Genomic DNA, 21,217 nt, shown 5'->3' with positions numbered 1-21,217 from the left:
GCATATGCAGCAATCTAAGGAACAACGAGTTCATAAGGTTTTTGAAAAAATATCCGATAACTACGATAAAATGAACTCGGTTATTAGTTTTCAGCAGCACATCAAATGGCGTAAGGACACTATGAGAAGGATGAATGTCAAGCCAGGTTCGAAAGCGCTGGATGTATGTTGTGGAACAGGAGACTGGACGATTGCTCTAGCTGAAGCCGTGGGTTCTTCCGGTGAGGTTACTGGATTGGACTTTAGTCAAAATATGCTAAATGTTGGGATTGAAAAGGTAAAAAAACTAGGTCTAAAACAGGTGAACCTAATACACGGTAACGCGATGGAACTGCCATTCCCAGATAATAGCTTTGATTATGTTACAATAGGGTTTGGGTTAAGAAATGTACCTGATTACCTTCAAGTTTTAAAAGAAATGAATCGCGTATTAAAGCCAGGAGGGATTGCAGTTTGCCTTGAAACCTCCCAGCCTACCTTAATTGGTTATAAACAGCTTTATTATTTTTATTTCAAATTTATCATGCCTTTGTTTGGTAAGTTATTTGCTAAGAGTTATCAGGAATATGCTTGGCTGAATGAATCGGCACGCAGTTTCCCAGGTATGAAAGAATTGGCCCGAATGTTTGAGACTGCCGGCTTTAAGGACGTGTTTTATAAACCATATAGCGGCGGGGCAGCGGCGGTTCATATTGGATATAAGAAGTAATTCTATTTAGATTTGTAAACAGGACGAAAAGCTGGTGAATACAAATGAAATTAAAGATGATGTATTCATTTTTGAATTCAGATATTAATACAATCGAAAAAAAATTGGAAGAGACGATCCAAGCGGATTCTCTTTTTTTGAAACGGGCTTCTTTGCATACCTTGCAGGCAGGTGGGAAAAGAATTCGGCCTGTTTTTGTTTTATTGGCTGGAAAGTTTGGACGGTACGATATTAATGTGATGAAAAACGTTGCGGTTGCTCTAGAACTCATTCATATGGCTTCGCTTGTTCATGATGATGTAATTGACGATGCGGATTTACGAAGAGGACAGCCGACCGTTAAGGCAAAATGGGACAACAAAACCGCCATGTATACGGGCGATTTTATCTTTGCACTTTCTCTTGAGCTGATGAGTGATATTAATAAGCCCTTAGCTCATAAGATACTAGCTAATACGATTGTTGAAGTAACGGTTGGTGAAATTCAACAAATCAAAGATAAGTATCGTTTTAATCAACATCTCAGGGATTATTTGCGACGAATCAAAAGAAAAACGGCATTGCTAATCTCTGCAAGTTGTCAGTTGGGTGCGATTGCTGCTGATGTGGAAGAATCAATACACAAGAAACTGTATCTATTTGGCTACTATGTTGGAATGGCATTTCAAATTACAGATGATATCTTGGATTTTACCTCTTCCGAAGAGGAGCTTGGAAAGCCTGCAGGCAGTGATTTACTTCAGGGAAATATTACAGCTCCTGCACTTTATGCGATGGAAAATGAAACTATTCGCTATGAGATCGAAAAGGTTCACCAGGATATCGAACCAGCTCAGATTCAAAAGATTATCAATCTAATTAAAGAGTCCGGTGCAATTGAAAAGTCCATCGCATTAAGTGATATGTACTTAGATAAGGCGCTTGCGGTGCTAGAAGAGCTTCCGGCTAATAAAGCTAAAAAGACACTGCGTGATATCGCTAAATTTATTGGGCGGCGTAAATATTAGAGGGAAGAGAGTAAAACAATCGTTTTCTCTCTTTTTATTTTGCTTTTTAGTGAATGAGGGCGCTTTCGACTTGCGAAATATTCGAAAAAATGATAACATCTTGATGGATTGTCCCACTATGGCAATTATTATACATACTATATTAGGAGTGGAATTCATGGAAAAAACATTTTTAATGGTGAAGCCTGATGGTGTACAGCGTAATTTAATCGGAGAAATCGTAGCTCGTTTTGAAAAAAAGGGCTTCCAATTAGCAGGCGCTAAATTAATGAGCATCCCGACTGAACTTGCTGAAGAACACTATGGTGAGCACAAAGAACGTCCATTCTTTGGTGAATTAGTAGATTTCATTACATCTGGTCCTGTTTTTGCTATGGTTTGGCAAGGTGAAAATGTTATTGCTACTGCACGTCAAATGATGGGCTCAACCAATCCTAAGGATGCAGCACCTGGTACAATTCGCGGCGATTTTGGCTTAACTGTTGGAAAGAATGTTATTCACGGTTCGGATTCGCCTGCAAGTGCAGAGCGTGAAATTGGATTGTTTTTTAAAGATGGCGGAGTGGTAGAATACTCTAAACTAGTTAACGAATGGATTTACTAATTTAGATAAAAGAGGCACTTGTATAGTATATACAGGTGCCTTTTTGTATGCGTATACATTTGAAAAAATAAAAATATTTTAGAAACAATAGTGTACAAATAGAGTATCTATTATTATCATTAGATAAATAATCATCAAGCAATTTATGCTATTTTCAGATAATTATACTAGGTTTATTTGTCTGTTTATGGTATATTTATAAAAATCCTTTAATGAGTTGAAGGGGGAAAGTGTAATGGGAATGAGATATTTAACAGCTGGAGAATCACACGGTCCACAATTAACGACAATACTAGAGGGACTTCCAGCAGGGATGCCATTAGTGGCTGAAGATATAAATACTGAGCTTGCAAGGCGGCAGCAGGGGTATGGCCGCGGCAGAAGAATGCAGATCGAAAAAGATACTGTCGAAATTTTATCAGGAGTTCGACATGGACAAACACTTGGATCTCCGATTGCTCTAGTAGTAAAGAACAATGATTGGAAGCATTGGACAAAAATTATGGGAGCCGATCCATTAGAAGAGGGACAAGAGGATGAAGTTAAACGTAAAATAACCCGGCCGCGACCTGGACATGCAGATTTGAATGGAGCAATAAAATACGGGCATCGAGATATGAGAAACGTCTTAGAACGTTCATCTGCCCGGGAAACAACTGTTAGAGTAGCAGCAGGTGCAGTTGCAAAGCAGCTTTTATCTTTAGTTGGCGTTACACTCGTTTCTCATGTAGTTGAGATTGGCGGTGTAAAGGCAAGTACTGATTCTAATTTATCCATTGAGGAATTAAAGCAAAGGACAGAGCTTTCACCTGTACGCTGTGCTGACCCAGAAGTAGAGCAAGACATGATGAATGCAATTGACAATGCTAAGAAGAATGGTGATTCTATCGGCGGCGTTGTCGAAGTAATTGCAGCGGGTATGCCTGCTGGTGTGGGCAGCTATGTCCAGTATGATAGAAAATTAGATGCAAAGCTGGCAGCAGCGATTGTGAGTATCAATGCATTCAAAGGAGTAGAGTTTGGCATCGGCTTTGAGGCAGCAAGAAAGCCAGGAAGTGAAGTACATGATGAGATCGTTTGGGATCAAGACAATGGTTATACTCGCAAGACAAATCGTCTAGGCGGTTTTGAAGGCGGTATGACTACGGGGATGCCAATTGTCGTGCGCGGAGTAATGAAGCCCATTCCAACCCTATATAAGCCTCTTATGAGCGTTGATATCGATTCAAAAGAGCCTTTTTCGGCAAGTGTTGAACGTTCAGACAGCTGTGCTGTTCCTGCAGCTGCAGTAGTGGCAGAAAATGTTGTCGCATGGGAACTTGCTAATTCTCTCATAGAACAATTTAATAGTGATCGCTTCGATACATTCGCAGCCGAAATTAAACGTCAGCGTGAATACGCGAGGGAATTTTAATGGAGACGATTCAAATTCAAACGAGCTCCAAAAGCTATGAGGTGTTTGTTGGCGAAGGTGTAAGAACTGAAATCAGCCATTTTTTAAATAATCATTTTACAAATCTGACTAGAATACTAATTATTACAGATGAAACAGTTGCGAAAATACATCTGGAAAAAGTAATACCGCTCTTGTCTGAATGGAATTCAGTTATTTTTACTGCTCCTAGCGGTGAGAAAGCAAAAACGTTCGAGGTCTACTATGAAGCCTTATCCATGGCATTAGAACACCGCCTGGACCGAAAATCTGTTATTCTCGCATTTGGCGGTGGTGCAGTAGGGGACTTATCAGGTTTTGTTGCAGCTTCTTTTATGAGAGGAATACCATTTATCCAAATTCCAACAACCATTCTCGCGCATGATAGCGCAGTTGGAGGGAAAGTGGCCATTAATCATCCTCTAGGAAAAAATATGATTGGGGCTTTCCATCAGCCAGAGGCCGTTTTTTATGACCTTGAACTGCTCAATACGCTGCCTGATCAAGAAATTCGTTCTGGTTTTGCAGAGGTTATTAAACATGCCCTTATTTATGATGCTGACTTTTATCAATGGTTAAAGACCGAAATTCATCATCTTAATGCCTTAACCTCTGAACAATTATTTGAATCACTCACAAAAGGGATTCAAATCAAAAATGAATTTGTGTCTAAGGATGAAAAAGAAACAGGAATCCGTGCTTTCTTAAATTTTGGTCATACACTAGGACATGCCATTGAATCTGAAATGGGTTACGGTAATTTCACACATGGTGAAGCAGTAATGATTGGAATGATTTTCGCTTTAAAGCTTAGCAAAGAGGTTTCAGGGCTATCCTTTAAAACGGATGAGTTTATTTCATGGGTTCAAGGACTTGGGTATCAAACAGAGATACCAGCTCACTTATCAGCTGATCGCCTGCTGTCAAAAATGAAGCAGGATAAAAAATCATCCGGTGGATCAGTAAATTTTGTCTTATTAGAGCAAATTGGGCAGCCAAAACTTCAAGAGCTTTCGGATGAATTTTTATTAGAACGTATCAAGAATCTCTAAAAACAAGGGGGAGCTTTTCATGATTAGAGGGGTGAGGGGTGCAGTCACCGTTGATTGCAATTCCGAAGAAGTAATCATATCAGCAACAGAAGAGCTTTTAAAACAAGTAATCGAAGGAAACAATATCCTTCCAGAGCAGGTTGCTTCTGTTTTCATTTCAACTACGGATGACCTAAACGCGGCTTTCCCAGCAAGAGCACTGCGTAAATTTCCTGGCTGGACCTACGTACCGGTTATGTGTATGAGAGAATTGGCAGTGCCAAATGCTCTGCCGTTTTGTGTAAGAGTCATGCTGCACGTAAATACGGCCGTACCACAGGAAGAGATTGTTCATGTTTATTTAGGAGGGGCAAAGGCATTACGACCTGATTTAGGCAATACCTTGACTAAATAGACAGATATTAATAAATAATCAAAAGGATGGAGTGGAGATAAATGAGATGGAAAAAGCAGTTATTAACACTGACTCCATATCAGCCGGGAAAATCAATTGAGTCAGTTAAGAAACAATACAAATTAGATCAGATTGTAAAACTTGCATCAAATGAAAATCCTTTTGGGTGTTCTGCTAAAGTGCATACTGCTTTACAAAGTCAGCAGCCAGGCTTTGCTATTTACCCAGATGGGTATGCGACCACCTTAAGAGAATCAGTAGCTTCCTTCTTAAAGGTCAACCAAGATGAACTGATATTTGGTAATGGGTCAGATAATATTATACAAATCATCTCAAGGTCACTGCTCCACCCAGGTGCAAATACGGTGATGGCGACACCTTCCTTCTCCCAATACAAACATAATGCAGTGATAGAGGGAGCAGAGATTAGGGAAATCCCATTACTTGATGGCCAGCATGATTTAGAAAAAATGTATGCTGCGATTGATGCTGATACCAATGTCGTCTGGGTCTGCAGTCCTAATAATCCGACAGGTACATACGTCTCAAAAAATAATTTAATTACATTTTTAGATAAAGTACCAGCACATGTTTTAGTAGTGTTGGATGAAGCTTACTATGAATACGTATTTGCAGATGATTATTATGACTCAATTGAATTAACAAGAACTTATCCAAATTTAATTGTGTTACGAACTTTCTCAAAAATATACGGTCTTGCTTCTCTAAGGGTTGGCTATGGTGTTGCAAATCGTTCAATTATTCAAGCTTTGGAACCTGCAAGAGAACCTTTTAATGTTAATTCATTTGGACAGGTGGCGGCTCAAGCTGCACTTGAAGACCAAGAGTTTGTCAAAGATTGTAAAGAGAAAAACAGACAAGGTTTGACTCAATTTTATGATTTCTGCGAACGACACAATCTGAGCTATTATCCTTCTCAAACTAACTTTGTTTTAATTGATATCAAGGCCGATGCCAATCAAGGGTTTCAATATTTATTAGAAAAAGGCTATATTGTTAGATCTGGTAAAGCTTTAGGATTCCCTTCTTATTTAAGAATTACAGTTGGCTCTTCTGATCAAAATGATGGTGTACTAAATGCATTAGGAGAATTCTTGACTAAACAAAATACAGAGAAGCTCAGTAAAAACTAGGGGGACTACCAATGAAAGGCCGAGTTTTTGTTATTGGGCTTGGGTTAATTGGCGGTTCTTTAGCTTTATGTATTAAGAAAGAACATAAAGATGCTATCATAATGGGCTATGATATTCATCCAGAACAAGCTAGACTTGGAAAAATGCTAGGTGTTATTGATGAAGTGGCTGATGATATCGTTGAAGGTGCTAAAACCGCAGATTTAATTATTATTTCCGCACCAGTAATCGAGACGGAAACGATCATTCAATTATTATCAGAACAGTCGTTAAATCCAGAGGTAATTATTACGGATACCGGAAGTACAAAAAGTAAAATTGTTGCCAATGCTGCAAGTTTAAAGAAAAAAGGATACACCTTTATCGGGGGACATCCGATGGCTGGTTCCCATAAAAGCGGTGTATCTGCTGCAAAAGAGATTCTATTTGAAAATGCCTTTTATCTCTTTACGCCAGAGGAGCATATTGAAAGCTCAAAGGTGGAAAGGTTAAAGGAATGGCTCAAAGGTACAAATGCAAAATTCCTAACTGTTACTCCTGATAACCATGATTACTTAACGGGAATTGTTAGTCATTTCCCTCATATCATTGCGGCATCTATCGTCCGTCAAACGGAAAGGTTAGCGGAAGGTGAGAGTCTTATTCCACGTTTAGCAGCAGGAGGGTTTAGAGATATTACTAGGATTGCTTCTAGCAGCCCGGAAATGTGGAAGGATATATTACTGCATAATCGTGAGGTTTTGATAGAGTTAATCGATAAATGGAAGGAAGAAATGGATTGGGTAAAGGTGTTGCTTGAGCAAGAAAATAGTGAGGGGATTTTCAGCTATTTTCTGCAGGCAAAGCAGTACCGTGACGGTCTCCCTGTTAGAGAAAAGGGAGCTATTCCTGCATTTTACGATTTATTTGTCGACGTTCCAGATTATCCAGGTGTTATTTCAGAGGTTACAGGATACTTAGCAAAAGAAAATATCAGTATTACAAACATCCGCATACTAGAAACTAGAGAAGACGAAATTTATGGAGTACTAGTCATTAGTTTTCAAACAGAAGAGGACCGCAGGCGGGCAGAAAGATGTATTCATGCCTGTTCCAGCTATGCTACCTCGATTGGAACATAATTTGATTTGAATATAGGTGATGAAATGGAATTAATAGCATTACAGCCAACACTGAAGGGTTTAAAGGGCAGTATAGAAATACCTGGAGATAAATCAATTTCACATCGTTCTGTTATGTTTGGTTCTATTGCCCAAGGTGTAACAAGGGTAACAAACTTCCTGCCGGGCGATGATTGTTTAAGTACCATTTCTTGTTTCCGAAAGTTAGGAGTCGTAATTGAAGAAAATGAAGAAGGTCTAACGATTTACGGGAATGGATTTGATGGTTTAAAAGAACCTAATGAACTATTGGATGTTGGAAATTCTGGAACAACCATTCGTCTATTATTAGGAATTTTAGCGGGAAGACCATTCTTCTCATCACTTATAGGTGACCAGTCGATTGGAAAAAGACCAATGACTAGGGTAACGGAGCCATTAAGAACGATGGGGGCGAAGATTGACGGCAGAAAAAATGGAGAATTTACTCCACTTAGTATTCGCGGTGGACATTTAAATCCTATTAACTATAAGATGCCTGTTGCGAGTGCTCAGGTAAAATCCGCTTTAATTCTTGCTGGTCTTCAGGCTGAGGGAGAAACGACTATAATCGAAAAAGCTGAATCACGTGATCATACAGAAAGAATGATTCGTAAATTCGGCGGAGAAGTCGGGAAGGATAATCGTAAAATCACGGTAAAAGGAGGTCAAAAGCTTATTGCTTCTGATATTCTTGTACCTGGAGATATTTCCTCTGCAGCGTTTTTCCTGGTTGCAGGTGCGATTGTGGAAGATAGTGAAATTCTCTTAAAGAATGTGGGTCTTAATCCGACTAGAACGGGAATCATTGAGATTATGAATCAAATGGGAGCTAATTTAGAAATTCATAACAATGATGAGAATTCCTTTGAACCGGCTGGGGACATTACGATTAAAACTTCAAGGCTAAGAGGTACTGTCGTTGAGGGGGATGTTATCCCGAGATTAATTGATGAAATCCCAATCATTGCCTTATTAGCGACACAAGCTGAAGGAACAACAATTATAAAAGACGCTTCTGAATTAAAAGTCAAAGAAACAAATCGAATTGATACGGTCGTTCAAGAATTAACAAAGCTGGGTGCTTCCATAGAAGCAACTGATGATGGAATGATTATTCATGGCGGCACTACCCTAAGAGGTGGAAAAGTTTCCAGTCATGGTGACCATAGAATTGGAATGATGCTTGCAATCGCCTCCTTGCTTTGTGAGGACCAAGTAGAGCTCGAAGATCCAGAAGCTATCTCAGTTTCTTATCCAAATTTCTTTAATCATCTAAATAGCCTGAAAAATTAAAGCTGCCTTTGTGCAGCTTTTTCTGTGTTTATTTTCCGGTTCTAGTTTTTAAAGATCACTCATAGCTTGTCTTAAGAAGGAAAGCTGTGAAAAGGGTGGTAGGATGGGTTATATCATTGAAAATGCTAATATACTAAAGGAAATGAAACTTACAAGATCATCTCTGTTGGTTGAGGGAGACCACATTGCTGCAAAGAAGGATCTTATACATCATAACAAATATGTAAAAATGAATGCAGAATCTTATATCATGACCCCATCTTATGTACTTTTAGATACAAGAATACCTCTTAATGCTTCCTTTCACGAATTCCGAACATACATGGTTGATAACTTTCTTTTGAAAGGATGTACTACATTAGTTACCTGCAGTTCGATAACATACGAAAGTGAATTAACAGAAAAGATAAAAGAAACCAAAACGGCTCTCATTAGCAGTCCTATCGATTTTCTCATTAGTGTAAAAATTCCACTGCGTCTTTTAACTCCCTCATTTATCAGGAAATGTAAGAAAGAAAGGATTCCGGCAATTTTTATCTATATAGAGGACCTTAATGAACTAACCAACATTCCATGGGGATGGATTAGAGAGGCACTTTTTCCTTATAATTGTCCGCTTGTTCCATTAATTTCTACCGACCTAAAGAAGGATGCAAGAAGGGCTTTGTCGAAATGGAAGGATATAATGGAAAATGAAAAAATTCCTGCCATCCTTGAGGAAATGAAAGAGGATCAGCCATTGTCCGTTCCAGTTTTAAATAAAATCGGTTTATATCCACAAAAGGCAAGTTTATTGCATGGAGCTGAAGTAAGCTATAATCTATACCTTAAAGCTAGAGAAATCATCAATGTTGATGAAGTGGAATTATTTCATTATCATAGTGATAGACTTCTAGTTACAGTTAATAAGGGAAAAGTAGTACGTGCAGGGGAAGAGGTTTTATTTAAACCTGGATATGGAGAATATGTTAGGGTGCGAACTCCATCTTATTTTGCGTTATAGTTAATTAAGGGAACCGAGAGGAAAGAGATAATGGACAGAGTGAATAAAATTATTACAATGTTGGAAAACGGCCAACATAATGAGGCCATAAATGAATATAATGTTGTATTAACCAAAGGTCAGCCCGATGAAAAATTCCTTCTTGCTGAAGAAATGTTCCAATTTGGATTTTTAGCTGAATCAAAGGCACTTGTTGAAAACCTATTAACCATTTACCCTGAAGAGGGTGAACTGCTCGTCTTACTAGGTGAAATATTAGTCGATGCCGGCGATGAGGAACAAGCAATTCTTGAATTAGAAAAAATCTCTGAACACGACCCCAGCTTTGGACAATCTCTCTTGCTGTTAGCAGACTTGTATCAAGTTCAAGGTTTATATGAGGTATGTGAAAGAAAACTGCTGAAAGCAAAGGATATATTGCCGGATGAGGTTATCATTGATTTTGCACTGGGTGAACTCTACAGTGACCAAGGTGAAGTAACGAAGGCTCTGAAATCATATGAGGCTGTTTTAAAGGAGCAGCAAGAGATTGCAGGAGTTAGTATTTATCAGCGAATGGCGGAGCTTTTAAGTGCCTCTGGAGAATTTGAAGAAGCTCTATTCTATTATGACAAAGCAATTGATCAGAAATTAGAGATTAATACACTATTTGGTTATGCCTTTACAGCACTTCAAGCAGGATATAATCGGACTGCCATAGAAAAGTTCGAGGAATTAAAAGGGCTGGACCCAGAATACCATTCCCTATATCTACATCTTGCAAAGGCATATGAACGGGAAGAAGAACTTGAAAATAGCTTAAAGGTAATTCAAGAAGGTATTAAGCAGGATGAATTTAATAAGGATTTATTTTTCTTTGGCGGCAAGATTGCGATTAAGCTCGTTCAACCGGAGCTGGCCGAACAATACTTCCGCGAGGCACTCGCATTAGATCCAGGTTTTACTGAAGCGGCACTAACCTTAAATAAGCTTTTCTTTCAGCAAGAGAGGTATGAAGCAGTCATTGATTTGATTTCACAGCTGGACTTTGTAGAAGACGAGGAACCCCAGCTCCTATGGGATTCTGCCCTAGCCTACGATAAGTTAGAGGAATATTCCGGTGCATTAGACAAATATGAAAGTGCATATACTTTTTTTAAGAATAATGAAGCATTTTTGAACGATTATGGTTATTTTTTAATTGAGGAAGGAAAAATCGACCTTGCTGCCGAAATTTTTAAACAGTTACAAAAAGGTGATCCAACAAATGGAGAGTATGCTGATTTGCTTGACCGTCTAATTAGTAGAGAGAATTAATAAAAAGCTGAATATACAGAGGAGGGAAACTATCTTATGGCAACCCCTGTTTCTGTCAACGAGAAAAAGGACTTTATTCGCTGGTTTTTAAATCATTATCAATTAAAACGAAGAGAGTGTGTTTGGATTCTAAATTATTTAATGAGTCACGACCAATTAATGGAGAAGGTTCATTTTGTAGAGCAAGCACAGTATTGTCCGCGTGGGCTGATCATGTCAACTCACTGTGTTGATAAGGTACCGTTTCGCTTTTATAAAGAGAATGTTATGACAACTGATGCTGAAAAATCCTTTCATGATATTCGGTTAAATCGTGATGAAGATATTTTTATTCAATTAAACTTTCATGCATCCAATCAAGCACACCAATACGCTGCTGTATTAGAGGAAAACCCATTTGTTCCGAAACACCTTCAAGTAAATGAAAAAGACGGAATTATAGCAGAACAATTTTTGCAAAACAGCATTGAACGGTTTCAACGCGAGAAGCTACTTCAATTAATTGATGAAGCCCTTGATAAGCAGGATAAAAAAGCCTTTCGTGCTTTAACCGAACAGCTAAATCAACTCAAAGAAACAGAGCAGAATGGAAGCTTGCGATAAGCAAGCTTCCATTTTGTGTGTTTACTGAATTTTTTCTCTCTTTTCCTTTTATGTTTTCAAAAAAAAAATGATATGATAGAACTAATGATGAACAAAAAGGGGGGTGAATAAATGAAGTGGGTATCAAAGGATATAGAAACATATTTAACTGCAAAAGAATACGTGGATACGACGGTAATCCCATTGTATTCTGTTGCATTTGGGAATGAAATGAAACAATCAGCCTCGAGCGCAGAATTTATTACGTTACTAACCAATTACCTTGAGAGACAATTTACTGGAAGATTGATGTTGGTTCCTCCCTATACATACTTAAAGAGTGATCAATATGAAGATATAATAAACGGATTGAAGAAATGGGAAGAGAATATCGAAAAAAATGAGTTTAAGCATATATTTTACATAACTTCTGAGATTGATTGGAAGAACTTTGAGGACAAGCTTAAAGGTTCATTAGTTTGGCTTCCTTCCCTGCCGCTCGAGCATTTGAATGAATCACAAAAGATTTCAATGATTGAAAGCCAGGTAAAACAGATTCTGCCCCTTTTTACGCAAAAGTGGCATGAAAATTTGTAATTCTTTGCTGATTAACATGTTTTTAAAATAGTATGATATTGACCTAGGATAAAGATTGATATATCATGGTTATGTCCTAGTTTTATATGTGTTTAATTTATGTCCGATGGACTTAACTTGTGAATAGAGGGGGGATAAGCATGAGTAAGCATCGCGTATCAAGAAGACAATTTTTAAGTTATACTTTGACTGGTGTAGGGGGATTTATGGCGGCAGGTATGTTAATGCCAATGGTTCGTTTTGCAATTGATCCAGTATTAACAGCTGAAGCAGGTGGAGATTTTATTGCAACTCCATTGAAAATTAAAGATATTACCACTGAACCACAACGAGTAGATTTCACCTTTGAACAAAAGGATGCATGGTATACTTCAGACGTGACGAATACCGCCTGGGTGTATAGGGATGAGCAAGATAATATTGTAGCTCTATCTCCTGTCTGTAAACACTTAGGTTGTACAGTTGGTTGGGCAACAGACGAACAACATAAGGATCAATTCTTCTGTCCATGTCACTTTGGCCGTTATACAAAGGATGGAATGAATGTTAAGGGTACACCACCAATTGCACCGCTGGATGTATATCCAATTCAAGAAAAAGACGGTTTACTTTACTTAGGAAAAGCTGAACCACGGACGAAGGAGGCGTAATCATTGTTAAACAAAATTTACGATTGGGTAGATGAACGTTTAGATATTACGCCTTTGTGGCGCGATATTGCAGACCATGAAGTCCCTGAGCACGTAAACCCGGCGCATCATTTTTCGGCGTTTGTTTATTGCTTTGGAGGTCTAACGTTTTTTGTTACAGTTATTCAAATACTTTCTGGTATGTTCTTAACCATGTATTATGTACCAGATATCAAAAACGCGTGGGAATCTGTTTTCTACCTTCAAAACGAAGTAGCATTTGGACAAATCGTACGCGGTATGCACCACTGGGGTGCAAGTTTAGTTATTGTAATGATGTTCTTACATACATTACGCGTTTTCTTCCAAGGCGCATACAAAAAACCTCGTGAACTTAACTGGATTGTTGGAGTACTCATTTTCTTCATCATGCTGGCGTTAGGTTTAACTGGTTACTTATTACCTTGGGATATGAAAGCGTTGTTCGCAACAAAAGTTACACTTCAAATTATCGAGGCAACACCTTTTATTGGTGTTTATCTAAAAACTTTACTTTCGGGCCATGAGACGATTGTTGGTGCTCAAACATTAACTCGTTTCTTTGCGATTCACGTGTTCTTCTTACCTGCTGCATTATTTGGATTAATGGCAGCTCATTTCATGATGATTCGTAAACAGGGTATTTCTGGACCACTATAATACTCTTATTTGATTCCGAACTATTTTTAATTTGCGAATAAAGGAGGGGGATTGTTCGATGCATCGCGGTAAAGGAATGAAATTCGTGGGTGACTCACGTGTATTGGCACCTGAGGCACGTACGAAAACAAATATTCCGAAAGATTACTCAGAATACCCTGGTAAAACAGAGGCGTTTTGGCCTAACTTCCTTTTGAAAGAATGGTTGGTAGGTGCAGTATTTCTTGTCGGCTTTTTATGTTTAACAGTTGCACATCCGAGTCCACTTGAAAGGATTGCGGATCCATCAGATACAGGTTACACACCAATGCCAGACTGGTACTTCTTGTTCTTATATCAATTACTGAAGTATGAATTTGCTGCTGGACCATATACTGTAATTGGTGCTATGGTTATTCCGGGACTAGCTTTTGGCGCATTATTATTAGCTCCATTCTTAGATCGTGGACCAGAACGCCGCCCAAGTAAGCGTCCATTGGCAACTGGATTTATGCTATTGGCGTTAGCATGTATTACATTTTTAACATGGCAGTCTGCTGTTACTCATGATTGGGAAGCAGCGAAAGAATATGGTAAAATTGTAGCTGACGTTGAAATTGATAAGACATCTGAAGAATATAAAATTGCTTCCGATAATACCTGTATCACTTGTCACGGTGATAGCTTCCAGGGTGGAGCTGGTGCCCCGACATTAATTGAAACAGGACTATCTGCTGAGGAAATTGCAACAATTGCAAAAGAAGGTAAAGGAACCATGCCTGCAGGTGTTTTTAAAGGTGATGACGATCAGCTGAAAAAGCTATCTGAATACATCGCAAACTTAGGGAAATAATAAACGATTGAAAAAAAGCTGACGGATTTTCGTCAGCTTTTATTATTCATAAATAGAAAAGAGGAATCGTAGTGAAATGGATTTATCCTCTGTTGGCTAACAGGCCATTTTTATGGCTTTTACTTGTTGTAAATATTGCGGGAACAGTCTATGGGTATGTGTGGTATGGCTGGCAGTTAAAAGAAACCCCCCCTATTTTCCTTTTATTTGTCCCTGATAGTCCTACTGCTAGTCTATTTTTTGTCTTTGTCCTAGCGGCTTTTCTAATGAAGAAGAATTGGCCGCTTGTAGAGGCACTTGCTATTGTCACGTTATTTAAATATGGAATATGGGCTGTAGTAATGAATCTACTGGTCTTTACCGCTCAAGGTGAGTTGGATTGGGTCGGAGTTATGCTGATTTTTTCTCATTTTGCTATGGCAGTTCAAGCATTATTGTATGCCCCTTTTTATCGTTTTAAATGGTGGCATTTGGTTGTTACAGCTATTTGGACTTTACATAATGATGTAATAGATTATGTCTTTTTCATGTTACCTCGATATCATATGTTACATGAAGTTACACCTCAAATTGGTTATTTTACCTTTTGGCTTTCCATCTTATCAGTTGGGATCGGTTATTACTTCGTAATACGCCCGAATCGTTTTAAACTTACTATTTAAAAACTAGAATTAAAATAGTTTTTTGATAGGATAAAAGATGGTCTAACCTTGTCCACCCCCTCATACATTTTAATAGTAATGATAGGGGGGACAAGGTTTGAAGTATAAATGGTTTCTATTATTTTTAATTGTCATTATGCTGACTCCCATGACGGTTAGTGCGAATTCGCACACGCCGATAGAGAAGCTTGATCATATCTCTGATGAAGCACTTCAAATGATAAAATTTCAAAGATATGAAGATGGCAAAAAACTTCTGAGTTATTTCTCAGAGGAATTCACAGACATTTCCAGCAAAGAACATCCTTTTACGATGGATGAATTAAGAATTATTACCGTCTCACACGATGAGGCAATGGAGGCGGCAGCAAGCCCAAATATGGAATACGAGGAAAGGGTTCAAAGACTTACGAAGTTTCGTTTAGTGATTGATGCTATTGCTACTAGTCATCAGCCATTATGGACTGAAATGAAGAATCAAATTTTAACGGCGTTTCAAGAAGCGAGAGAAGCCGCGAGTACAGGTGATTCCGCACATTTCCATTCAAATTTCAATAATTTTATGGCCTTATACAACGTTATTTATCCAAGTATGAAAATTGATGTTTCAGCAGAGAATATTCAAAGAATAGACGCTCGTATCAATTTTATTGATGAATACCGGTCGGAGGTTGTAAGCAACGTAAAAACCCAGCAGGAATTAGAAGGTCTAGAAATGGATTTAAAGAATCTTTTTGAGAATATGGATGAGGATGAGGCAGACCCATCACTCTGGTGGGTAATTATTTCTACCGGAAGCATTATCATTTTAACTCTTTCTTATGTAGGCTGGAGAAAATATCAGGGTGAAAAGGATATGCGAAAAAACCGTTCTAGAGTTCATAAGGATTAAGTTTGGACTTCACAATAATCATTTCACCTTTAGAAGTACTGGAGGTTCAAAATGGGATTTTTAATTTATTTTCTTATTGTTATGCTGGTGCCCCTATGGGCTCAATTTAGGGTTAAGGGTACTTTTGTAAAATATTCTCGTGTAGCTAATTCAAGCTATCGTACAGGTGCAGAAGTAGCGAGGGAAGTACTAAATGCAAACGGTCTTTTTAATGTGGGAGTTGAAGAGGGAAGAGGCTTTTTAAGTGACCACTATGATCCCAGGACGAAAACAGTAAGGTTATCCCCTGAAAATTTTCGTGGTCATTCCATAGCGTCTACTGCCATTGCAGCCCATGAGTGCGGGCATGCGATACAAGACGCACAGCGATATGCATTTTTACGCTTTCGTCATGCTCTAGTTCCTGTAGCAAATATTGGCTCTAACTTATCTTGGGTACTGGTTCTAATTGGGATCTTTTCTCAAATGAGCGGACTGTTGTTAGCTGGTATTGTGTTTATGGCAGCTGCCGTACTTTTTCAAGTGATTACGTTGCCAGTTGAATTTAATGCCTCTAATCGGGCAATGGACCAAGTCGTTTCTTTAGGATTAATCCGCAATGAAGAGGAGCGGAATGCGAGAAAGGTTTTAAATGCAGCTGCATTAACATATGTAGCAGCCGCTGCAGTAGCTGTTTTAGAGTTATTGAGGCTAGTCCTTATTTTTACTGGAATGAATAGAAGTAATGAATAAAAGCAATGTCCAGCCGGACATTGCTTTTTCTATATTTCGATTGGTTTTTTATTTTCATCTAGAGTAAAACCTTCTCCGTGGACATCATGGACAACGGTGACCGAAACAAAAGCATGCGGGTCAACGGAAGTAATTAAATTTTTCAAGCGTACAATCTCATTTTTAGCTACGACACAATATAACACTTCACGTTCTATTTTTGTAAAAGACCCATAACCCTTAAGAACGGTAACGCCACGATCCATTTCATCCATAATTTTTTTCGCAATATCATCGTTTCTTTCAGAGACAATCATCGCACCTCTGGCTGTATAGGCTCCTTCTTGAATAAAATCAATCACCCTCGCTCCAATAAATACTGCGACTAGTGTATACATTGCCTCTCTATAATTGAGATAGGTGAGAACAGATGCCCCAATCACACATATATCAAAGATAAACATGGTCCTTCCCATGCTCCAGCCAGCATATTTCTGAACAAGTCGTGCAATGATATCGACTCCGCCTGTCGTCCCGCCGTAGCGAAAGATAATTCCTAATCCAATTCCAAGAAAAACACCAGCAAATAGTGCAGCCAGCAATAAGTCATCCTTTAGCGGCATGTAGATTGAATAACGCTGGAAAATCCATAAAAATACCGAGAGGCCAACTGTCCCAAGAATTGTGTAGATAAAAGCGTTTCTTCCAAGTAATTTCCAGCCAATAAAAAAAAGCGGGATATTTAAAATTAAGTTTGTATAAGATGGATCCCATTTGAACATGAAATAAAGAAGAAGGGTTATACCTGTAAAACCGCCTTCAGCGAGTTTATTTTGCATATTGAAATTGACCAGTCCAAAAGACATAATCGCTGTTCCAATTAGAATAAATAAAACATTTTTCATTTTAAGTCCGAATATCACAATTTTTCCTCCTCTGCCAAATAGTCCCCAGCCAGCGGCTTTAATTATAGCGAATTAACAATAGAAGAGCAATTTTAAGCAGGAAAGTTTATACTTAATATAAAAATATTTGTAAAACGAACCTATTTTAGGCTAATGTATTTAGTAGGTGTTTTTGTAATTTTCAAAAGAGGTGAATGGTGTGCCCGAAGGGAAATCTATCAAAGATCTGCAGACGGAAGTAGATACATACATAAGTCAATTTAAAGAAGGGTATTTTAGTCCTCTTGCAATGGTAGCTCGCCTTACAGAAGAACTAGGTGAACTTGCTAGAGAAGTTAATCATTATTATGGTGAGAAGCCTAAGAAATCAAGCGAAACGGAAAAGGCTATTGAGGAGGAGCTGGGAGACCTTCTTTTCGTCATCATTTGCCTGGCCAATTCTTTGAATATTGACTTGGAACAGGCTCATGATTATGTCATGAATAAATTTAACACGAGAGACAAGGATCGCTGGACGAGGATAGAAAATAAGGATGAGGAGAGTAAGTGAATGAATAGCGTAAAAATTATTATTGCGGGACCACGAGGAAGGATGGGGTCTGAAGCCGTCAAAATGGTAACGAATACTGAACACTTTGAACTAGTGGCAGTAGTTGACCATAAATATGAGGACCACATGTTAAGTGACTTAGATGGTTTCCAATCTATTAAGAATGTCCCAATTTACTCAACGATCGAAAAGAGCCTGCAAAGCGTTGAGTGTGATGTATTAATTGACTTAACTACACCTGAAGTAGGTATGCATCATGCAAGAACAGCGCTGCAGTATAATGTGAGGCCAGTTGTAGGAACCACAGGGTTTACAAAAGCTGACTTAGAAGAGTTGGAGCGTATTTGTAAGGACAAGAAGTTAGGTTGTATTATTGCCCCAAATTTTGCTCTTGGCGCTGTTTTAATGATGAAGTTTTCACAAATGGCTGCAAAATATTTTAATGATATCGAAATAATCGAACTGCATCATGATCAGAAATTGGACGCTCCATCCGGCACTGCTGTTAAAACTGCTGAAATGATGGCAGCTGTGAGGGAATTCAAAGAACAGGGTCATCCTGATGAGAAAGAAACCATCAGTGGCGCGCGGGGTGCAGAGTTTAATGGAATGCATATTCACTCTGTGAGACTCCCAGGATTAGTTGCGCATCAACAGGTTTTATTTGGTTCAGATGGACAAACATTATCGATTCGTCATGATTCCTATAATCGCGCATCTTTTATGTCTGGTGTTAAGATAGCAGTAGAGACAGTAATGAAGCAAGATGTTTTTGTTTATGGACTTGAAAATATTCTAGAATAGGAGCACTGCCATGAATATAGCCTTAATCGCACACGATAATAAAAAGAATGACCTTGTACAATTTGCAACAGCATATCAAACAATTTTTTCAAAGCACACACTTTTTGCGACCGGAACTACTGGGATGAGAATTCAAGAAGCAACAGGATTACCCATTACAAGATTTCAGTCTGGCCCGCTTGGGGGAGATCAGGAAATTGGTGCAATGATCGCAAAAAATAAAATGGATGCAATATTCTTTTTTCGTGATCCACTGACTGCACAGCCGCATGAACCAGATGTAACAGCGCTTGTTCGTCTATGTGACGTATACTCGATTCCGCTTGCAACAAATATGGGGACCGCTGAACTCTTGATAAGAGGTTTAGATGAAGGGTTCCTAGAGTGGAGAAATATTCTTCATAAAAACGGTGAAAGTGATGAGCGATAAGCCCTTACATATACTAGCGTTTGGTGCCCATGCTGATGACGTTGAAATTGGCATGGGAGGCAGTATTGCCAAACTGACTGCAAATGGAAAAAGGATAGGAATTTGTGATTTAACAGACGCAGATTTATCTTCAAATGGGACCATCGAATTAAGGAAACTAGAAGCAAAGAAAGCGGCTGAAATATTGGGTGTGACAGAGAGATTGTCACTTGGATTACCAGACAGGGGGCTCCTTCTTAAGGAGGAATTTATTCGTGAGATTGCGTCCGTCATTAGACGATACCAGCCACAAATCGTCTTTGCTCCCTATTTTGAAGACCGACATCCTGATCACGGGAACTGTGCCCGCCTTGTAGAGGAGGCGGTCTTTTCTGCTGGGATAAGAAAATACCAAACAAAAAATAATGAAGCACCTCATAAGGTTTCAAGGATATATTTCTATATGATAAATGGCTTTCATAAGCCAGATTTCACCATCGATATCTCAGAGACAATGGGGCATAAAACAGCTGCTTTAAGGGCCTATAAAAGCCAATTTGAGCAAACAGAAAACAGTGTCGAAACGCCGCTTGTAAATGGATATATAGAAACCGTTGAAGCAAGGGAAAGATTATTTGGTCAACAAGTTGGAGTTAAATTTGCAGAAGGTTTTAAATCAAAGGTGCCAATCCTCTTGTATCGTGACTTGATTGGAGATTAAAAATGAAGAAACTAAAAATAGGAATTACCTGTTATCCCACGGTTGGGGGCTCAGGAGTTGTAGCCACAGAATTAGGAAAAATGCTGGCCGAGAAGGGACATGAAATTCATTTTATTTCATCCAGCATTCCTTTTAGACTTAATCGAATTTATCATAATATTTTTTATCATCAAGTTGAGGTAAATCAATACTCAGTTTTTCAATATCCACCCTATGACATTGCTTTAGCCAGTAAAATGGCAGAGGTTGCAAACAGGGAGAATTTAGACATTCTTCATGTACACTATGCGATTCCACATGCCGTTTGTGCCATATTGGCAAAACAAATGTCCAACGTGGATGTAAAAATTGTCACCACTCTTCATGGGACAGATATCACCGTATTAGGCTACGATCCATCGCTAACTGAAGCCATTAAATTTGGAATTGAAAAATCAGATGTTGTAACAGCAGTTTCAAGGTCTTTAATCGAGCAGACTCATGAACTTATACAGCCAGATAAACAAATCGAAACGGTTTATAATTTTATTGACGAAAGAATTTATCAAAAGAGAGATGCAAATCATTTAAAGAAAGAATTTGGGATTAAAGATAACGAAAAGATTGTCATCCATGTTTCGAATTTCCGACCAGTTAAACGAGTTCAGGATGTTGTAAAGACATTTGCAAGAATTTCAGCAGCGATGCCGGCTAGATTACTGCTAGTTGGGGATGGTCCTGAAATGACACCTGTGTGCAGGTTAGTGAAAAAATTAGGCTTAACGGATAAAGTTCACCTGCTTGGAAAACAGGAAAACCTTGATGAATTGTATTCAATCAGTGATTTAAAGCTTTTATTATCAGAAAAGGAAAGCTTTGGTCTAGTGGCGCTTGAGGCAATGGCTTGCGGGGTTCCTTGTATTGGTACGAATGTTGGCGGTATGCCTGAAGTCATTCAGCATGGAGAGACTGGATACATCTGTGAATTAGGGGATATTGACGATATTTCTTCCAAGGCGATTAAGGTATTAAGTGACCAACAACTACATCAGCAATTTGCAGCCAACGGTGTTGGTGTGGTTAACACAAAATTTAGAGCCGAACAAATTGTCGGGCAATATGAGCAATTATATTTTAAGCTCTTAAATTAAGGGTGATT

Annotated in this window: 25 protein-coding genes; 24 read left to right on the top strand and 1 reads right to left on the bottom strand. The window is 38.6% G+C overall.

Going from position 1 to position 21,217, the window contains the following annotated elements:
* Window positions 1-4: 4 nt before the first annotated feature.
* The 19 genes from ACIQAA_RS01430 (at window position 5) to ACIQAA_RS01340 (ending at window position 16,711) form a co-directional block, all read left to right on the top strand.
* Window positions 5-709, top strand: coding sequence for a demethylmenaquinone methyltransferase (locus ACIQAA_RS01430; protein ID WP_402613998.1), 705 nt, complete (start codon window positions 5-7; stop codon window positions 707-709).
* Window positions 710-753: 44 nt separating this feature from the next.
* Window positions 754-1,716, top strand: coding sequence for a heptaprenyl diphosphate synthase component II (hepT, locus tag ACIQAA_RS01425; RefSeq protein WP_402613996.1), 963 nt, complete (start codon window positions 754-756; stop codon window positions 1,714-1,716).
* 157 nt (window positions 1,717-1,873) lie between these two features.
* Window positions 1,874-2,320, top strand: coding sequence for a nucleoside-diphosphate kinase (gene ndk / locus ACIQAA_RS01420; protein ID WP_402613994.1), 447 nt, complete (start codon window positions 1,874-1,876; stop codon window positions 2,318-2,320).
* A gap of 241 nt (window positions 2,321-2,561) precedes the next feature.
* Window positions 2,562-3,734: a chorismate synthase gene (gene aroC / locus ACIQAA_RS01415; protein WP_402615575.1), complete on the top strand. Its 1,173-nt coding sequence runs from the start codon at window positions 2,562-2,564 to the stop codon at window positions 3,732-3,734.
* The gene (gene aroB, locus ACIQAA_RS01410) at window positions 3,734-4,804 is read left to right on the top strand and encodes a 3-dehydroquinate synthase (protein WP_402613991.1); all 1,071 of its coding nucleotides are present in this window, start codon (window positions 3,734-3,736) and stop codon (window positions 4,802-4,804) included. Before aroC ends, aroB begins: the two co-directional genes overlap by 1 nt.
* Before the next feature lie 19 nt (window positions 4,805-4,823).
* Window positions 4,824-5,198: a chorismate mutase gene (aroH, locus tag ACIQAA_RS01405; RefSeq protein ID WP_402613988.1), complete on the top strand. Its 375-nt coding sequence runs from the start codon at window positions 4,824-4,826 to the stop codon at window positions 5,196-5,198.
* A gap of 41 nt (window positions 5,199-5,239) precedes the next feature.
* A complete protein-coding gene (hisC, locus tag ACIQAA_RS01400) occupies window positions 5,240-6,352 on the top strand; it encodes a histidinol-phosphate transaminase (RefSeq protein ID WP_402613986.1) in 1,113 nt (370 codons plus the stop codon).
* Between the two features lie 11 nt (window positions 6,353-6,363).
* Complete coding sequence (locus ACIQAA_RS01395) at window positions 6,364-7,473, top strand: prephenate dehydrogenase (protein ID WP_402613984.1); 1,110 nt, start codon at window positions 6,364-6,366, stop codon at window positions 7,471-7,473.
* A gap of 24 nt (window positions 7,474-7,497) precedes the next feature.
* A complete protein-coding gene (aroA, locus tag ACIQAA_RS01390; protein WP_402613981.1) occupies window positions 7,498-8,787 on the top strand; it encodes a 3-phosphoshikimate 1-carboxyvinyltransferase in 1,290 nt (429 codons plus the stop codon).
* A 103-nt stretch (window positions 8,788-8,890) separates the two neighbouring features.
* A complete protein-coding gene (locus tag ACIQAA_RS01385; protein WP_402613978.1) occupies window positions 8,891-9,790 on the top strand; it encodes a hypothetical protein in 900 nt (299 codons plus the stop codon).
* A 30-nt stretch (window positions 9,791-9,820) separates the two neighbouring features.
* Window positions 9,821-11,086 carry a tetratricopeptide repeat protein gene (locus tag ACIQAA_RS01380; protein WP_402613975.1) on the top strand — a complete coding sequence of 422 codons (1,266 nt, stop codon included), beginning with the start codon at window positions 9,821-9,823 and terminating at the stop codon, window positions 11,084-11,086.
* 36 nt (window positions 11,087-11,122) lie between these two features.
* Window positions 11,123-11,689, top strand: a complete 567-nt coding sequence (locus tag ACIQAA_RS01375) for a ReoY family proteolytic degradation factor (RefSeq protein WP_402613972.1) — start codon at window positions 11,123-11,125, stop codon at window positions 11,687-11,689.
* A 111-nt stretch (window positions 11,690-11,800) separates the two neighbouring features.
* Window positions 11,801-12,265 (top strand): YpiF family protein, encoded by a 465-nt coding sequence (locus tag ACIQAA_RS01370; RefSeq protein WP_402613969.1) that lies wholly within the window; start codon window positions 11,801-11,803, stop codon window positions 12,263-12,265.
* Between the two features lie 134 nt (window positions 12,266-12,399).
* Window positions 12,400-12,915, top strand: coding sequence for a QcrA and Rieske domain-containing protein (locus ACIQAA_RS01365; RefSeq protein ID WP_402615572.1), 516 nt, complete (start codon window positions 12,400-12,402; stop codon window positions 12,913-12,915).
* 3 nt (window positions 12,916-12,918) lie between these two features.
* Window positions 12,919-13,593: a menaquinol-cytochrome c reductase cytochrome b subunit gene (gene qcrB, locus ACIQAA_RS01360; RefSeq protein WP_307194652.1), complete on the top strand. Its 675-nt coding sequence runs from the start codon at window positions 12,919-12,921 to the stop codon at window positions 13,591-13,593.
* A gap of 58 nt (window positions 13,594-13,651) precedes the next feature.
* Window positions 13,652-14,425: a menaquinol-cytochrome c reductase cytochrome b/c subunit gene (locus tag ACIQAA_RS01355; protein WP_402613966.1), complete on the top strand. Its 774-nt coding sequence runs from the start codon at window positions 13,652-13,654 to the stop codon at window positions 14,423-14,425.
* 71 nt (window positions 14,426-14,496) lie between these two features.
* Window positions 14,497-15,087 carry a lipoprotein heptaprenylglyceryl N-acetyltransferase LhaT gene (gene lhaT / locus ACIQAA_RS01350; RefSeq protein WP_402613963.1) on the top strand — a complete coding sequence of 197 codons (591 nt, stop codon included), beginning with the start codon at window positions 14,497-14,499 and terminating at the stop codon, window positions 15,085-15,087.
* A gap of 97 nt (window positions 15,088-15,184) precedes the next feature.
* Complete coding sequence (gene ypjB / locus ACIQAA_RS01345) at window positions 15,185-15,979, top strand: sporulation protein YpjB (RefSeq protein ID WP_402613960.1); 795 nt, start codon at window positions 15,185-15,187, stop codon at window positions 15,977-15,979.
* Between the two features lie 51 nt (window positions 15,980-16,030).
* Complete coding sequence (locus ACIQAA_RS01340) at window positions 16,031-16,711, top strand: zinc metallopeptidase (RefSeq protein WP_402613957.1); 681 nt, start codon at window positions 16,031-16,033, stop codon at window positions 16,709-16,711.
* Window positions 16,712-16,740: 29 nt separating this feature from the next.
* Here the strand turns inward: ACIQAA_RS01340 and ACIQAA_RS01335 are convergent, their stop codons facing one another.
* Window positions 16,741-17,613, bottom strand: coding sequence for a YitT family protein (locus ACIQAA_RS01335; RefSeq protein ID WP_402613954.1), 873 nt, complete (start codon window positions 17,611-17,613; stop codon window positions 16,741-16,743).
* Between the two features lie 181 nt (window positions 17,614-17,794).
* Between ACIQAA_RS01335 and ACIQAA_RS01330 the strand changes: the two genes are divergently transcribed.
* Genes ACIQAA_RS01330 through bshA form a run of 5 tightly spaced genes read left to right on the top strand, consistent with a single transcriptional unit; the run spans window position 17,795 to window position 21,209 of the window.
* Entirely contained in the window at window positions 17,795-18,145 is a 351-nt protein-coding gene (locus ACIQAA_RS01330) for a nucleotide pyrophosphohydrolase (protein WP_307194658.1), read from the top strand.
* Window positions 18,146-18,949 carry a 4-hydroxy-tetrahydrodipicolinate reductase gene (gene dapB / locus ACIQAA_RS01325; RefSeq protein WP_402613951.1) on the top strand — a complete coding sequence of 268 codons (804 nt, stop codon included), beginning with the start codon at window positions 18,146-18,148 and terminating at the stop codon, window positions 18,947-18,949.
* A gap of 10 nt (window positions 18,950-18,959) precedes the next feature.
* On the top strand, window positions 18,960-19,379 hold the full coding sequence (mgsA, locus tag ACIQAA_RS01320; RefSeq protein ID WP_402613948.1) for a methylglyoxal synthase: 420 nt from the start codon (window positions 18,960-18,962) through the stop codon (window positions 19,377-19,379).
* On the top strand, window positions 19,369-20,079 hold the full coding sequence (gene bshB1, locus ACIQAA_RS01315; RefSeq protein WP_402613944.1) for a bacillithiol biosynthesis deacetylase BshB1: 711 nt from the start codon (window positions 19,369-19,371) through the stop codon (window positions 20,077-20,079). The genes mgsA and bshB1 overlap by 11 nt, the downstream gene beginning before the upstream one ends.
* 2 nt (window positions 20,080-20,081) lie before the next feature.
* Window positions 20,082-21,209: an N-acetyl-alpha-D-glucosaminyl L-malate synthase BshA gene (bshA, locus tag ACIQAA_RS01310; RefSeq protein ID WP_402613942.1), complete on the top strand. Its 1,128-nt coding sequence runs from the start codon at window positions 20,082-20,084 to the stop codon at window positions 21,207-21,209.
* Window positions 21,210-21,217 lie beyond the last annotated feature (8 nt).

The sequence above is a fragment of the Neobacillus sp. NPDC093182 genome (genome assembly GCF_044754045.1).
This window is presented reverse-complemented; position numbering and strand designations above follow the sequence as displayed.